Source organism: Lysobacter sp. 5GHs7-4 (assembly GCF_021284765.1).
Classification (GTDB): domain Bacteria; phylum Pseudomonadota; class Gammaproteobacteria; order Xanthomonadales; family Xanthomonadaceae; genus Lysobacter.
Window position 1 is genome coordinate 1,336,003 of sequence record NZ_CP089924.1, and the last position, 13,121, is coordinate 1,349,123.

13 protein-coding genes, 1 tRNA gene and 1 pseudogene are annotated in these 13,121 nt (G+C 69.1%); 11 read left to right on the forward strand and 4 right to left on the reverse strand.

Going from position 1 to position 13,121, the window contains the following annotated elements; all coding sequences use genetic code 11:
- Window positions 1–87: 87 nt before the first annotated feature.
- The 8 genes from tolR (at window position 88) to LVB77_RS05785 (ending at window position 6,640) form a co-directional block, all read left to right on the forward strand.
- Entirely contained in the window at window positions 88–537 is a 450-nt protein-coding gene (gene tolR, locus LVB77_RS05750; protein ID WP_232909237.1) for a protein TolR, read from the forward strand.
- A complete protein-coding gene (locus LVB77_RS05755; RefSeq protein WP_232909238.1) occupies window positions 534–1,493 on the forward strand; it encodes a cell envelope integrity protein TolA in 960 nt (319 codons plus the stop codon). The genes tolR and LVB77_RS05755 overlap by 4 nt, the downstream gene beginning before the upstream one ends.
- A 123-nt stretch (window positions 1,494–1,616) precedes the next feature.
- Complete coding sequence (tolB, locus tag LVB77_RS05760) at window positions 1,617–2,930, forward strand: Tol-Pal system beta propeller repeat protein TolB (RefSeq protein WP_232909239.1); 1,314 nt, start codon at window positions 1,617–1,619, stop codon at window positions 2,928–2,930.
- An 87-nt stretch (window positions 2,931–3,017) separates the two neighbouring features.
- Entirely contained in the window at window positions 3,018–3,557 is a 540-nt protein-coding gene (gene pal, locus LVB77_RS05765) for a peptidoglycan-associated lipoprotein Pal (protein ID WP_232909240.1), read from the forward strand.
- 15 nt (window positions 3,558–3,572) lie between these two features.
- Complete coding sequence (ybgF, locus tag LVB77_RS05770; RefSeq protein WP_232909241.1) at window positions 3,573–4,433, forward strand: tol-pal system protein YbgF; 861 nt, start codon at window positions 3,573–3,575, stop codon at window positions 4,431–4,433.
- 277 nt (window positions 4,434–4,710) lie between these two features.
- Window positions 4,711–5,388: a 7-carboxy-7-deazaguanine synthase QueE gene (gene queE, locus LVB77_RS05775; RefSeq protein WP_232909242.1), complete on the forward strand. Its 678-nt coding sequence runs from the start codon at window positions 4,711–4,713 to the stop codon at window positions 5,386–5,388.
- Between the two features lie 386 nt (window positions 5,389–5,774).
- Window positions 5,775–6,473, forward strand: a complete 699-nt coding sequence (gene queC / locus LVB77_RS05780) for a 7-cyano-7-deazaguanine synthase QueC (RefSeq protein ID WP_232909243.1) — start codon at window positions 5,775–5,777, stop codon at window positions 6,471–6,473.
- Between the two features lie 91 nt (window positions 6,474–6,564).
- A tRNA-Lys gene (locus LVB77_RS05785) sits at window positions 6,565–6,640 on the forward strand.
- 95 nt (window positions 6,641–6,735) lie between these two features.
- On the opposite strand, the gene LVB77_RS05790 is transcribed toward LVB77_RS05785, so the two are convergent.
- Window positions 6,736–7,617, reverse strand: coding sequence for an MBL fold metallo-hydrolase (locus LVB77_RS05790; RefSeq protein ID WP_232909244.1), 882 nt, complete (start codon window positions 7,615–7,617; stop codon window positions 6,736–6,738).
- 95 nt (window positions 7,618–7,712) lie between these two features.
- Window positions 7,713–8,144: a nuclear transport factor 2 family protein gene (locus LVB77_RS05795; protein WP_232909245.1), complete on the reverse strand. Its 432-nt coding sequence runs from the start codon at window positions 8,142–8,144 to the stop codon at window positions 7,713–7,715.
- 111 nt (window positions 8,145–8,255) lie between these two features.
- Between LVB77_RS05795 and LVB77_RS05800 the strand changes: the two genes are divergently transcribed.
- Entirely contained in the window at window positions 8,256–9,764 is a 1,509-nt protein-coding gene (locus LVB77_RS05800) for a PLP-dependent aminotransferase family protein (RefSeq protein ID WP_232909246.1), read from the forward strand.
- Between the two features lie 102 nt (window positions 9,765–9,866).
- Here the strand turns inward: LVB77_RS05800 and LVB77_RS05805 are convergent, their stop codons facing one another.
- Window positions 9,867–10,604 (reverse strand): alpha/beta hydrolase, encoded by a 738-nt coding sequence (locus tag LVB77_RS05805; protein WP_232909247.1) that lies wholly within the window; start codon window positions 10,602–10,604, stop codon window positions 9,867–9,869.
- Window positions 10,605–10,701: 97 nt separating this feature from the next.
- Between LVB77_RS05805 and LVB77_RS05810 the strand changes: the two genes are divergently transcribed.
- On the forward strand, window positions 10,702–11,571 hold the full coding sequence (locus tag LVB77_RS05810) for a LysR family transcriptional regulator (protein WP_232909248.1): 870 nt from the start codon (window positions 10,702–10,704) through the stop codon (window positions 11,569–11,571).
- A gap of 114 nt (window positions 11,572–11,685) precedes the next feature.
- On the opposite strand, the pseudogene LVB77_RS05815 reads toward LVB77_RS05810, so the two are convergent.
- Window positions 11,686–12,264, reverse strand: a pseudogene (locus LVB77_RS05815) (GAP family protein); the annotation flags it as partial.
- A 231-nt stretch (window positions 12,265–12,495) separates the two neighbouring features.
- Here LVB77_RS05815 and LVB77_RS05820 point away from each other — a divergent pair.
- Window positions 12,496–13,095, forward strand: coding sequence for a hypothetical protein (locus LVB77_RS05820; protein WP_232909249.1), 600 nt, complete (start codon window positions 12,496–12,498; stop codon window positions 13,093–13,095).
- Window positions 13,096–13,121 lie beyond the last annotated feature (26 nt).

Consider the following 13,121-nt stretch of genomic DNA (forward strand, 5'->3'; position numbering starts at 1 on the left):
CGAGCCCACCGCACGCACCCGAGCGCGTCCGCGCGCCTGCGCCTGCCGCCGCCGCGGCAGGCTTCGTAAAGATAGAGAGGTAAGGCCATGTCCGGCATCTCCGCGCGCCGCCATCGCAAGCGCAAACTCAAGGCCGAAATCAACGTCGTGCCCTACATCGACGTGATGCTGGTGCTGCTGATCATCTTCATGGTCACCGCGCCCTTGCTGACCCTGGGCGTCGACGTCGACCTGCCCAAGTCCAACGCCAAGTCGATCGAGACCAAGAATGACCCGGTCGTGGTGCAGGTGGACGAAAAGGGCAACTACTTCCTGGCGGTCAAGGCCGGCAGCAACGAGGCGGTCACCCGCGACATGTTGCGCGCGCGCATCAGCGCGCTGGTCGCCGAGAACGCCAAGGACAAGTTGCAGGTGTACATCGCCGGCGACGGCCGTTCCAACTACCAGCCGATCATGGACGCGATGGAGATCCTGCAAAGCGCCGGGGTCGAGAAGGTCGGTCTGATGAGCCAGCCGCAGAAGGGCGCGGCCCGATGAGGGAAACCAGCGCCGACAACGCGCAAGCCGTCGGTCTGTCCCTGCTGCTGCACGGGCTGTTGATCGCCGCGCTCGTGTTGGGCGCGCTGTGGAAGTTCGGCGGCGCGCCCGCCGGCGGCGGCTCGCCGATGGATTCGCAGCTGACCGACGTGTCCGACCTGTCGGCGGCCATGCAGCGCACCCTGCGCAACCGGCCCAAGCCGATCGCCGAACCGCTGCCGCAGCCCGAACCCGAGCCCGAAGACAGCCTGCCTTTGCCGCAGCCGGAACCCGAGCCGCGCCCGCAGGATTCGCCCACTCCGGTCCAGCAGTCGCCGCAGGACTTCATCCCGGTCCCGGACGACACCAGCCAGGAGCAGGTGGTCGACACCCCGACCCCGAACCCGACCGACGAGCAGAAGCTGCAGGAAGCCAAGCGGCGTCAGGAGCAAGTCGACCTGACCGCGCAGGAGCGCCAGCTCGAGGCCCAGCGCCAGCAGCGCCTGACCGCGATGGAGCTGGAGCGCCAGAAGCAGCTCGAGGACATCCGCCGCAAGCGCGCCCAGGCCGCGCGCGAGGCCAGCCTGGCCGAACAGAAGCTGCGCCAGCTCGCCGACGCCCAGGCCCGCAGCGCCTCGCAGCAGACCGCCGACGCCAGCCAGCCCAATGCCGGCGCCGGCGGGCAGGGCGATCCCAGCCTGATGGCCGCCTACCAAGCCGCCCTGCAGGCGGCGATCCTGGCCAAGTGGACCCGGCCCGAGAGCGTGCCCCTGGGCGCCAAATGCCGTCTCGTGATCCGCCAGCTGCAAGGCGGCACCGTCATCGACGTGCAGGTATCGTCGCCGTGTTCCTACGACGAGCAAGCCCGGCGCTCGATCGAGGCCGCCGTGCTCAAGGCCCAGCCCTTGCCCTACGCCGGCTTCGAGAAGGTGTTCAACCGCCAGCTCAACTTCAATTTCACCGCCCAGGACCAGTAAAGCCGGTCTCTGGGCGGTCTTTCAGCCTGAATTCGTTCAGCTTTGAGGTGGCGTTCACCTCCAAACTGTTAAGAATCCCAAGCTGAACAGTGTCCGCGTCCGAATGACCCGTATGGAGTGCCGATGAACCGACCCCTGTCCTGGCTGGCCGTGCTGCTTGCGCTGCTGCTTCCGTTCTCCGCCGCCGCCCAGGGGCTGGATGTCGATATCGTCGGCGGCAAGGCCGCCGCGCTGCCGATCGTGGTGGTGCCCATGCCCTACCAGGGCGCCGGCACCGCGCCGACCACCGACATCGCCAAGGTGATCCGCGACGATCTCAACCGTTCCGGCCAGTTCCGCGGCCTGCCGGTGGAACGCATGGGCAGCCAGCCGTTCCGCGGCGCCGACATCAACTATCCGGAATGGCGCGCGATCAACCAGGACTACATCGTGGTCGGCCGCGTGGTCGACGGCGGCGCCGGCGCTTACCGCATCGAGTACGAACTGTTCGACGTCGCCAAGCAACAGCGCCTGGCCGGCTTCGCCTACACCGCGCGCGCCAACGTGGTGCGCGACGCCGCCCACCAGATCGCCGACGCGATCTACCAGAAGATCCTCGGCGTGCGCGGCGCGTTCTACACGCGCATCGCCTACGTCACCGCCAACGGCACCGGCCGCGGCGCCGACTACGTGCTCAAGATCGCCGATTCCGACGGCTTCAATCCGCAGCCGGTGGTGCGCTCGCCCGAGCCGCTGCTGTCGCCGGCCTGGAGCCCGGACGGCAACCGCCTGGCTTACGTGAGCTTCGAGGGCGGCAATTCCTCGATCTACATCCAGAACATCAGCTCCGGCAGCCGCGAGCTGATCGCCAAGTTCCGCGGCATCAACGGCGCGCCGGCGTTCTCGCCCGACGGCCGCCGCCTGGCCCTGACCCTGTCGCGCAGCGGCAACCCCGAGATCTACGTGATGGACCTGGGCAGCAAGGCGCTGACTCAGCTGACCAACCATTTCGGCATCGACACCGAGCCGACCTGGAGCGCCGACGGCAGCAAGATCTATTTCACCTCCGATCGCGGCGGCAAGCCGCAGATCTACCAGGTCGCCTCCAGCGGCGGCGCCGCCAGCCGCGTGACCTTCCAGGGCAGCTACAACGCCACCCCCAGCGTGTCGGCCGACGGCAAGAAGATCGCGGTCGCACAGGGCGCGGGAAATACGTACCGCATCGCCATGATGGACAGCAGCCTGGGATCGGCGCGCTGGAGCACGCTGTCGCCGGGCTCGCTGGACGAGTCCCCGACCTTCGCTCCGAACGGCGCCATGATCATTTATGCTGCGCGCGAAGGCCGCCGGGGCGTGCTGTATTCGGTCTCCGCCGACGCCCGCGTACGCGAGCGCGTGGTGCTGGACGACGGCGACGTGCGCGAACCGGCCTGGGGTCCGTTCCGCACGCCGCAGTAAGGCGCGAACCCGCCGCACACCACCCATCCCCCGGCACCGGCTGTCCCCTTAGTCCTGCCCCCTGTTCCACCAGACGAGGAAACACCCATGAACAAGATCGCTCCTGCCACCGTCGGCAAGGTCGTGCTCGCCGCACTGCTTTGCACCGTCGCCGTCGCCTGCTCGAAGAAGGTCAAGGAAGTTCCGCCGACCACGACCGACGGCAGCACCGGCACCACCCAGCCCACGGACACCACCGGCCCGGTCGCGTCCGGCGCCTACGGCCCGAACGATCTGGACACCGACGCCTGCCTGCGTCAGCGCGTGGTCTACTTCGATCTGGATCAGGACAGCCTGAAGCCGGAATTCCAGGCCATCGTCGGCTGCCACGCCAAGTACCTGCGCGACCGTCCGTCCTCGCGCATGACCCTGGAAGGCAACGCCGACGAGCGCGGCAGCCGCGAGTACAACCTCGGCCTCGGCGAGCGCCGCGGCAACGCGGTGTCCTCGGCGATCCAGGCCAACGGCGGTTCGGGCAGCCAGATCACCGTGACCTCCTACGGCGAAGAGCGCCCGGTCTGCACCGACTCGAACGAGGATTGCTGGGCCAAGAACCGTCGCGTCGAGATCGTCTACACCGCCAAGTAATCGGACCCACGATCGATGCGCATGTTCGCCAAGACCCTCGCGGCCTCGATCGTCTGCGGAGCGGCGGCCCTCGCGGCCGCCGCCCCCGCGCACGCCCAACGCGCCAGCCTGGCCGACCGCGTCGCGGTGCTGGAGCAGCGCGCGGCCAACAATCAGGCCAACGTCGACCTGCTCAACCAGGTCACCCAGCTGAAGTCCGAAATGCAGGCGCTGCGCTCGCAGGTCGAGGAACTTCAGCAACAGAACCAGCAGCTGCAGCAGTCCAGCAAGAACCAGTACCTGGACCTGGACGGCCGCCTCAACCAGCTCGAAGGCGGCGCCCCCGCTGCGCCGGCACCGGCCTCCGCGCCGGCCGCCGCCGCGCCCCGGCCTGCGGCCGCACCGCCGCCGGCTCCGGTCGCCGCTGCTCCCGCTCCGGCGCCGCACGCGTCGGCCCAGGAGCGCCCGCCGGCGGTCTACGGCGACGCCGGCTCGGTCGCGCAGAGCGCCGACGAACGCAGCGCCTACGACATCGCCTTCAACGCGCTCAAGGCCGGCCTGTATGCCGACTCGGCGCGCATGTTCCAGGCCTTCATCGAGACCTACCCGAACGGCACCTACACGCCCAACGCGCTGTATTGGCTGGGCGAGAGCTACTACGTGACCCAGAACTATCAGCTGGCGCAGGTGCAGTTCCAGTCCCTGTACGACCGCTACCCGACCCACGACAAGGCCCCGGGCGCGCTGCTCAAGATCGGCCTGTCGCAGCAGGGCCTGCGTCAGATCGACGCCGCCGAGCGCACCCTGGGCGAAGTGGTCGCGCGCTTCCCCGGCACCGACGCCGCGCGCGCGGCCTCCGACCGCCTCAACGCGCTGCAGCTCGGCCGCCTGCGCTGAGACGCCGCACCGCTCCTCAGTTAGGAGCGGTGCGAGCCGCGACCGCGCCAGCCCGATCGCCTGCGCCGCCCGCGGCACTGGCCCTTGGAGCCTCACCAGCCCGTCATTCCGGCGAAAGCCGGAACCCCATTTTGATCTTCGCTGTTCCCGGTCCGCCGCCGTAGGCCGCCCCGCAGCGCGGCCTGGGTTTTCGCCAAGACCGCGCTCCACGGCCCACGAGCCGCTACGTTCCAGCGCCGTTCCCGCCCCGGCCGGCCGCGTCCGATAAACTATGCCCATGAACGCCGTATCGACCGACGCGGCCCTGGCGTCGCCCGAGCGCCTGCGGCTGACCGAAATCTTCCTGTCCCTGCAAGGCGAGGCCCGCAGCATCGGCTGGCCGACCGTGTTCGTGCGCCTGACCGGCTGCCCGCTGCGCTGCCAGTATTGCGACACCGCCTACGCCTTCCACGGCGGGCAGTGGTGGCAGATGGACGACATCCTGGCCGAAGTCGCCCGCCACGGCGCGCGCCACGTCTGCGTGACCGGCGGCGAGCCGCTGGCGCAGAAGCGCTGCATCGGCCTGCTGAACCGTCTCTGCGATGCCGGCTACGAGGTCTCGCTGGAAACCTCCGGCGCGATCGACATCGCCGAGGTCGACCCGCGCGTGTCGCGCGTGCTGGACATCAAGACGCCGGACTCCAAGGAAGCGCACCGCAACCTGTGGAGCAACCTGCCGCTGCTGACCGCGCGCGACCAGGTCAAGCTGGTGATCTGCAGCCGCGAGGATTACGACTGGGCCAAGGGCGTGGTCGCCGAGCACCGGTTGACCGAAGTCTGCGACGTGCTGTTCTCGCCCAGCTTCAGCCAGATCAAACCCAGCGACCTGGCCGACTGGATCGTCGCCGATCGTTTGCCGGTGCGGTTCCAGTTGCAGTTGCACAAGATTTTGTGGAACGACGAGCCGGGGCGGTGAGGTTGGGGGAGGTTCCGGGCGAGGTTCCGGGCGAGGTTCCGGGCGGGCGGTTTGTTCCGGTTCGTCGCTCCCGTGGTCGTTGCCCTCGTACTCGTCTTTTTGGCTCGTCATTCCCGCGAAAGCGGGAATCCAGTGACTTCAGCACGACGTCTCAATTTCGTCGTCGCTCACGAAGAGCGATGATGCGACGAAGTTCTGCCAGCTACGGCGCGACATGCGACTACGTGAAAGTCACTGGATGTTCGGCTTCGCCGAAGTAGAGCGGAGCCCGCCTTCGCGGGAATGACGAGCAAAGGCAATAGCCGCTTCGTTTAGCCTTACCCGATTCCCGATTCCCGATTCCCGATTCCCGATTCCCGATTCCCGATTCCCGATAAAGCAAAGCCATGAAAAAAGCCGTCGTCCTCGTCTCCGGTGGTATGGATTCCGCCGTCGTCATCGCCATCGCGCGCGAGCAGGGGTATGCCGTGCATGCGCTGAGCGTGCGCTACGGCCAGCGCCATACCTCCGAACTCGACGCCGCCGCGCGCGTGGCGCGCTCGCTGGGCGCGGTCGCGCACAAGACCGTCAACGTCGACCTGCGCAGCATCGGCGGCTCGGCGTTGACCGACGAGGCGATCAGCGTGCCGCTGGATACCGACCACCACCCGGTCGGCGTGGACGCGCCCAAGGACGACATCCCGGTCACCTACGTGCCGGCGCGCAACACCATCATGCTGTCGGTGGCGCTGGGCTGGGCCGAGGTGTTGGGCGCGGCCGACATCTACTGCGGCGTCAACGCGGTCGACTACTCGGGTTACCCCGACTGCCGCCCGGAGTTCGTCGAGGCCTTCGAGCGGCTGGCCAACCTGGCCACCAAGGCCGGCGTCGAGGGCGCGGGCCTGCGCGTGCGCGCGCCGCTGCAGTACCTGAGCAAGGCCGACATCGTGCGCGAAGGCCTGCGCCTGGGCGTGGATTTCGCTCAGACCGTCTCGTGCTACCAGGCCGACGACGAGGGCCGCGCCTGCGGCCATTGCGATGCCTGCCGCCTGCGCGCCGAGGGCTTCGCCGCCGCCGGCGTGGCCGATCCCACGCGCTACGTCTGAACCGCTCAGGCCGGCGCCGGTATGTGGGGCCTGACTCGGCGCGGCGGGCTTGTTAGAATGTCCGACTCCGGCGCGCAGCCGGCGTTGCACCGGGCCGTTAGCTCAGTCGGTAGAGCAGAAGACTTTTAATCTTTTGGTCGTAGGTTCGAATCCTACACGGCCCACCATCCAGCCCCCGGCGCTGCGCCCAGCGCCTCGCGCGGCACGCCTCCTTCTTCGCAGCGGTAACGGCACGACGCCAATGCGTGCACGACCGCGCGGCTCAGACGCCCATGGCGATCTCCAGCAGCACGCGCCAGGCATTCATGGGCAGCCATTCCTCGTAGCCGTCCCAGGTTTCGTATTGCGGCAGCTTCACCGTGTCGGGGATCCGCATGAAGGGCGTACCCTTGTTCAATTCCGCCTCGATCGCGGCGCGCAGGTCTTGCAGGAACTTCAACTGCTCCGCGACGCTGGCCCTGGGCCCCATCGGCGCGTTGTGGGCGTACATCACCCGCTCGAAATCCAGCGCGTCCATTTCAGCCAGCGTGCGCTCCCATTGCCTGGGCGAGAAGTCGGGCATATAGGTGAAGGCCACCCGCTTGGGCACCACCAGATCGACGGTGTAGATCGTCTTCTCCTGCGGGAACTCGAACACGGTCATGCCTTGGCCGTGGTTGGCGCCGAAGTACCGCAGCTTGAGTCGGCTGCGGCCGAGCTTAAGCTCCGAGCGGGCTCCGGACCAGGTCCGGTCGGGCATGACCACGTCCGGGCTGGGGTGCAGCCTCAGCCACCGGGCGGTGGTGGCGTGGCTGAGCACCGTGGCGCCCTGCGCCTTGAACACCGCGCCGCCGCCGATGTGGTCGTAGTGATTGTGCGAATAGATCAGGTAGCGAATCGGTTGGTCGGTGATCCTGCGGATGGCCTGCAACGAGGCCTCGGCGAAATCCCGATCGAAGCTGTCCATGACCACCACACCGTCGTCGGTGACCATGAAGGCGTTGAAGGCCATGCCGGCGCCGAAGCTGTACAAACCCGGCGCGACCTCGGTGGTCCGGTACTCGGGTTGGGCGGCTTGCGCCGGGGCGGGCGGGCCGAACGCGGTCAGGCCTAGGGCCAGCGCGACGGCGGCCAGCCGTCGCTCGAACGGGTTTGCGAACGGCATGATGGCGGACTCCATGGCGGGAAGGGATTCGTCGGCCGGCGCCGCGTCGTGCCCGCATCGGCCGTGCGGCGGTGGTGGGCCCGGCCTGGCCGCGCTCAGGGCAGGCGCGTGACCTGCGCGTAAGTGGCGCGCCAGCGGCCGTCGCGCTTCGCCCACACGTAGGCCACGCGCAAGCGGCGGTTCTGGCGCGTGCCGTCCTGGGTCCAGTGCAGGTCGACCAGCCCGCCGATCACGGCGCCGTCGCTCCAGACCTTCCGCACGGGTTGTTCGACTACGTAGGGTTCGATCTTGAATCCCGGCAGATGGAAGTCGGCCAAAAACTGCCGCTTGTCCTCGACCGTGGCGTTGGAGTTCACCAGTACGTAGTCGTCGTCGACCAGCCGCGCCAGCGTGGCGACGTCGTTGTCGAACTGGGCGCGGTCGTAGTCCCGCACGGCCTGGGCGAGATCCGCCGGCAGGTCGGAGGCAGGCGCCGGCGAGGCGTGGGCGGCGAGCAACAGCGCGAGGACGGGCGCAACGGATTTCATGGCGGTCTCCCTGGGCCCGGCGCCGGCCGGCGGCCGGGCTCGGGAGCGTTCAAGGTGCCGGCCAAGCGGCTATGACACAATTACCACTAGGTATGCTTTTTGGATAACCACTTGGCCCAGCGCCCGGCCAGCGACGCGGTCGTCCCCTTCGTTGCCGTCGAGGCCGACGCGCGTCCGCTGTATCGCCAGATCTACGACGGCTACCGCGCGGCGATACTGGAAGGGCGGCTGCGCGCGGGGCAGCGAATTCCCTCGACGCGCGCGCTCGCGCGCGAACTGGGCATCTCGCGACTGCCGGTGCTGACCGCGTTCGAGCAACTGCTGCACGAGGGCTATCTGGAAGGGCGCGCGGGATCGGGGACGTTCGTGGCCGCGCCGATACACGACCTGCGCGAGGCGACGGCACTGGCCGCTCGCGTCGGGCCGAAGCAGGGTGCGGCCGGGCCCGAGTTCGCCCGCGCACCGGCATCCCACGCACGCAAGGCGCCGGAGCCGAAAGCGGAGCTGGGTGCGTTTCGGGTCAGCCAGCCGGCTTTGGATCATTTTCCGAACAAGCTATGGGCCCGGCTGGTCACCCGGCACGCGCGCGCGATGTCGATCGAGTCGATGAGCTACGGCGATCCCGCGGGCCACCTGCCGCTGCGCCATGCCGTGGCCGACTACCTGCGCACGGCGCGCGCCGTGGCCTGCGATGCCAGTCAGGTGCTGATCGTGTCCGGCTCGCAGATGGCGCTGCATTTGTGCGCACGCGTGCTGCTCAAGCCCGGCGACCGGTTCTACTTCGAAAATCCCGGCTACCCCGGGGCGAGGGCGGCCCTGAGCGCGACCGGCGCGAGGCTGCAACCCTTGCCGGTGGACGGAGAGGGGCTGCAGTTGCCGCCGAGGCGTTCCGCGCGACGGCCGGCGCGCGCCGTCTACGTCACGCCGTCGCACCAGTATCCGCTGGGCGTTTCGATGAACGTGTCGCGCCGCCTGGAGTGGCTGGCCTGGGCGCGAGAGCACCAGGCCTGGATCGTCGAGGACGATTACGACAGCGACTATCGTTTTTCCAGTCGCCCCTTGGGCGCATTGCAGGGAATGAATGGCGCCGAACAGGTCATCTACACGGGCACCTTCAGCAAGGTGCTGTTCCCGTCGCTGCGCATCGGCTACCTGGTGGCGCCGCCCGCGCTGGTGGAGCAGTTCGTGGCGCAGCGGCTGATCCTGGACCTGTTCCCGCAGCGGCTGGATCAACTGGTGCTGACCGACTTCCTGTGCGAAGGGCATTTTTCCCGGCATCTGCGTCGCATGCGCGCGATCTACCAGGGCCGCCGCGATGCGCTGGTCCGCGAAATCGACCAACACCTGCGCGGCCTGCTGACCATCGTCAACGCCGATGCGGGCATGCACCTCACCGCGCGCTTGCCGGCGGGATTCGACGACGCGGAGGTGGTGCGCCTTGCGCGTGCGCGCGGCATCAGCGCGATCGCGCTGTCCAGCTGCTACGCGACCGATGCCGCCGACCCGGGTTTGATCCTGGGGTTCGGCGGCGTTTCGGAGGCGGAGATCGTTCGCGGGGTGCAGACGCTGTCCGAGCTGCTGGCCGATATCGCACGTCGGCGGCGCGTCCCGAGGACATAGGCGGGGCGCGTGCCTACGCGGCGTGAGCGGCGCGACATGGCGAATGCCGGGGATCGCGGAAAGTGCGGCATTCGTGGCAGGTCGGCGCCGGCCGCATCCGCATCAGGCGCAATCTTCCAGGATCGTCACCAGTTCGTCCGGTCGCTCCACCGGCACGTCGTGTCCGCAGTCGATCACGTAGGCGCTCCAGCCCGGCGTGGTGCGCGCGGTTTCCAGCGCGTCGGCGAACGGACCGTCCCAGCCGGTGGCCATCACGAAGGCTTTCTTGGCGATGCCTTGGTAGGCGCCGCTCACGCGCAGCTTCTGCGTGAAGCTGCCGGTGGGATGAGGCGTGGCCTTGCTGTCCACCCAGGCGCGGTCGGTCTCGCGCAGGTAGTCGCCGGGCGACGACGGCGGCACCGGCTGCGTCGGTAGCGAGGGGTCCAGCCAGGTCGCGAGATCGTGGAAAGACTGCCCGTCCTCGGGGATGAAGGCCTCCAGATAGACGATGGAGGCGATGCGTGGCGCGATGCGCTCGGCCACGCCGGTGACCACGAAGCCCGAATACGAATGGCCGACCAGCACGATGCCGTCGAGATCGTTCCAAAGGATTTCGTTGACCACGTCGTCGATATGGGTATTCAGATCGATCGCCTGCGCGGACAGATGCGAGCGCTCGCCCAGGCCGCTCAGCGCCGGCACGTGCACGCGATGCCCGCGCGCGCGCAGGCCGTCGGCCACCCGCGCCCAGGCCCAGGCGCCGGCCCAGGCGCCGTGCACCAGTACGAAGGTGGTGGCGTTCGGCATCGTGTCGGCGGGGGCGGAAAGGGAGGCGGCGTCGCTGCGCGGATCGGTGGGCATGGTGGGGCTCCAGGGGCTGAGAACGTCTTGCGAGGCTAGCGCCGGCACCGCATGCTCAACCAGCCAATTTTATTGCTGGCCTCCATTAGGAATGCGAATGACCGGCGTCCGGGATATCGACATCGCACTGCTGCGTGCCTTCGTGGCGGTGGTGAACACCGGCAGCATGACCGCGGCGGCGCGGGCGGTCAGCCTCACGCAGGGCGCGGTGAGCCAGCAGATCAAGCGCCTGGAGGGTCTGCTGGATGCGATCCTGTTCGATCGCGGCGGCGACAGTCTGAAGCCGACAGCGGCCGGTCAACGCCTGCTCGCGCACGCGCATCGCCTGATCGCGCTCAACGACGAGGTGCTGCGCGCGATGCGCGGCGACGACGCGCCGCAGGAGATCCGCCTGGGCGTGGCGCACGACGTCGCCGAGCTGCTGGCGCCCAACGTGTTCCAGGAGTTCCGGCGCCGTCATCCGCAGGTGCAGTTGAGCTTGCTCAGCGACAGCAACGGCAGCATGCGCGAGCTGCTGCGCGGCGGACGGGTGGACCTGGCGCTGCTGGCCGAACGCGAGCCCGGGCAGGGCGAGGAGCTGCTGCTCAGCGACGATCTGGTCTGGGTCGGCGCGCCCGGTGGCGCGGCGCCGCTGAGCCGGCCGCTGCCGGTCGCGGTCTGTCACGAGGAGCGTTGCGGCGTGCGCGCGGCGACCATCGAGGCCTTGGGACGCGCGGGCATTCCGTGGCGGCCGATCGGCCACCTCGGCCATCTCGAATCGGTGGCCGGCACGGTGGCGGCCGACATGGCGGTGTCGACCTTCCTGGCCGACAGCGTGCCCGAGGGTTTGGAGACGCTACGCGATCACGGTCTGCCGGCCCTGCCGCACTACTACGTCAACCTGCGCCGCCTGCCTGGCGCCGACGGCGATGCGCTGCGCGCGTTGGAACGCTGCATCCGCGACGGCTTCGCGCGCGCCGACGCCTGAGCGCGCGGCGAGGATCGCGTCCAGATCGGCGCGGTGGCCGCTCCAGCGGCCGGCCGCGTCCGCGGCCAGCGCCACGCCGGCGATGCCGACGATCCACAGCAGCGTCTCGCGCGCGCCGCGCTGCAGCGATACGCGCCAGCGTTCGAAGCGGCCCTGGAGACGGCGGCCCGCGATCAGATACAGGCCCAGCAGCAGCAAGGGCGGCGCGACGAAGATCGCGTTGTAGACCAACAGCAACGGCAGCCACTGCCATACGGGCATCGTGGCCGAGGTCATCAGCGCGATCGCGGCGAAGTAGGGCAGGGCGGTGACCATCTCGATGGCGGTGACCGTCATGCCCAGTAGCACCATGCCCAGCAGACCGCCCACGCGCGGTTGCGGCTGTTCGTCGGCGTGCTTGGATTGCTTGGGCGCGAAGATCGCATAGGCCAGCATGCCCAGGCCCAGCGCGAACTGCAGCGCCAGGGCGATCGGATGATCGAAGGCCGCACCGTAACGCTGCATCGTCGCGCCCAGGCCCAGCATCAGCGCGATGCCCAGCGCGGTGTAGGTCAGCGCGATGCCGGCGATGTAGGCCAGCAGCCGCGGCGCGGCGCCGGGCCGCGCCATCCACCACAGCGCTACCGCCAAGGCGGAAGGGTTGACGCTGTCCACCACGGCCAAGCCGAGCACGGGCAAAGCGATGTCGGTCATGCGCGGGCGTGCTCGGCGGACGGAGACGCATTGTGGCGCGGGTTCGGGCGGCGACGCCTGGGCCGATCGGCATGCCCGGTTCGCCGCGGTCGCCGTGCCGCAACCGTTGCGGACGCGTCGCGCCGCCGCGAGCGACTCGGGAGCCGGCTGCGCCCGGATTGTCGCCGGCCGCGCGAGCCACTATCGTGGCCTGCGCCCACGCGGCGCCCTTCCCCCATCGAAAGGATTCCCATGCTTCGCACCACCCTCAGCCTCGCGCTGCTCGTCGCCGCCGCGATCGCCGCTCCGCTGCACGCGAAAGAAGTCGCCACGCCCGCGATCGCCGCGCCCGACGTCGCCCACGCCAAGAAGTATTCCCAGGACGGCATCAGCGTGTCGCTGCCCGGCAACTGGAAGGTGATCGAGAACACGGCCATGGACGAGGGCGGCGGCCGCGCGCTGGGCATCGAGGCCGACAAGCCGGACTTCGAGACCCTGGGCCTGGACATCACCGTGCAGGTTTATCCCGACGCCATCGCGCCGTCGCTGGAAGGCGCGGCGGAGTTCCTGGTGCAGCAGCAGACCGAAGGTTCGGAGAACTACACCGAAGCCAAGCACGCCGACTACCAGCTGGGCGGGCGTTTCCCGGCGCGGGTCGCCCGCTACACGCACACGGTGTTCGGCGCCGATTCGGCCTATGCCAAGCGCGTCGACCTGTACGCGCTCAAGCCCTGCGGCAAGGGCTGGACCTGCCTGCTCTACACCCAGACCCTGGCGGCGAACGAAAGCGCCGCCAGCGCCGGCATGGCGCAGTTGTACGAAACGGTGAAGTTCGCGCCCGCGCAGAAGTGACGACCGCGCCGCGACGCGCGCAATGC

Excerpts from the sequence above, each read along its gene's own strand:
- tolR (WP_232909237.1), top strand. The coding sequence starts at position 88 with ATGTCCGGCATCTCCGCGCGCCGCCATCGCAAGCGCAAACTCAAGGCC.
- LVB77_RS05755 (WP_232909238.1), top strand. The coding sequence starts at position 534 with ATGAGGGAAACCAGCGCCGACAACGCGCAAGCCGTCGGTCTGTCCCTG.
- tolB (WP_232909239.1), top strand. The coding sequence starts at position 1,617 with ATGAACCGACCCCTGTCCTGGCTGGCCGTGCTGCTTGCGCTGCTGCTT.
- pal (WP_232909240.1), top strand. The coding sequence starts at position 3,018 with ATGAACAAGATCGCTCCTGCCACCGTCGGCAAGGTCGTGCTCGCCGCA.
- ybgF (WP_232909241.1), top strand. The coding sequence starts at position 3,573 with ATGCGCATGTTCGCCAAGACCCTCGCGGCCTCGATCGTCTGCGGAGCG.
- queE (WP_232909242.1), top strand. The coding sequence starts at position 4,711 with ATGAACGCCGTATCGACCGACGCGGCCCTGGCGTCGCCCGAGCGCCTG.
- queC (WP_232909243.1), top strand. The coding sequence starts at position 5,775 with ATGAAAAAAGCCGTCGTCCTCGTCTCCGGTGGTATGGATTCCGCCGTC.
- LVB77_RS05790 (WP_232909244.1), bottom strand. The coding sequence starts at position 7,617 with ATGCCGTTCGCAAACCCGTTCGAGCGACGGCTGGCCGCCGTCGCGCTG.
- LVB77_RS05795 (WP_232909245.1), bottom strand. The coding sequence starts at position 8,144 with ATGAAATCCGTTGCGCCCGTCCTCGCGCTGTTGCTCGCCGCCCACGCC.
- LVB77_RS05805 (WP_232909247.1), bottom strand. The coding sequence starts at position 10,604 with ATGCCCACCGATCCGCGCAGCGACGCCGCCTCCCTTTCCGCCCCCGCC.
- LVB77_RS05810 (WP_232909248.1), top strand. The coding sequence starts at position 10,702 with ATGACCGGCGTCCGGGATATCGACATCGCACTGCTGCGTGCCTTCGTG.
- LVB77_RS05820 (WP_232909249.1), top strand. The coding sequence starts at position 12,496 with ATGCTTCGCACCACCCTCAGCCTCGCGCTGCTCGTCGCCGCCGCGATC.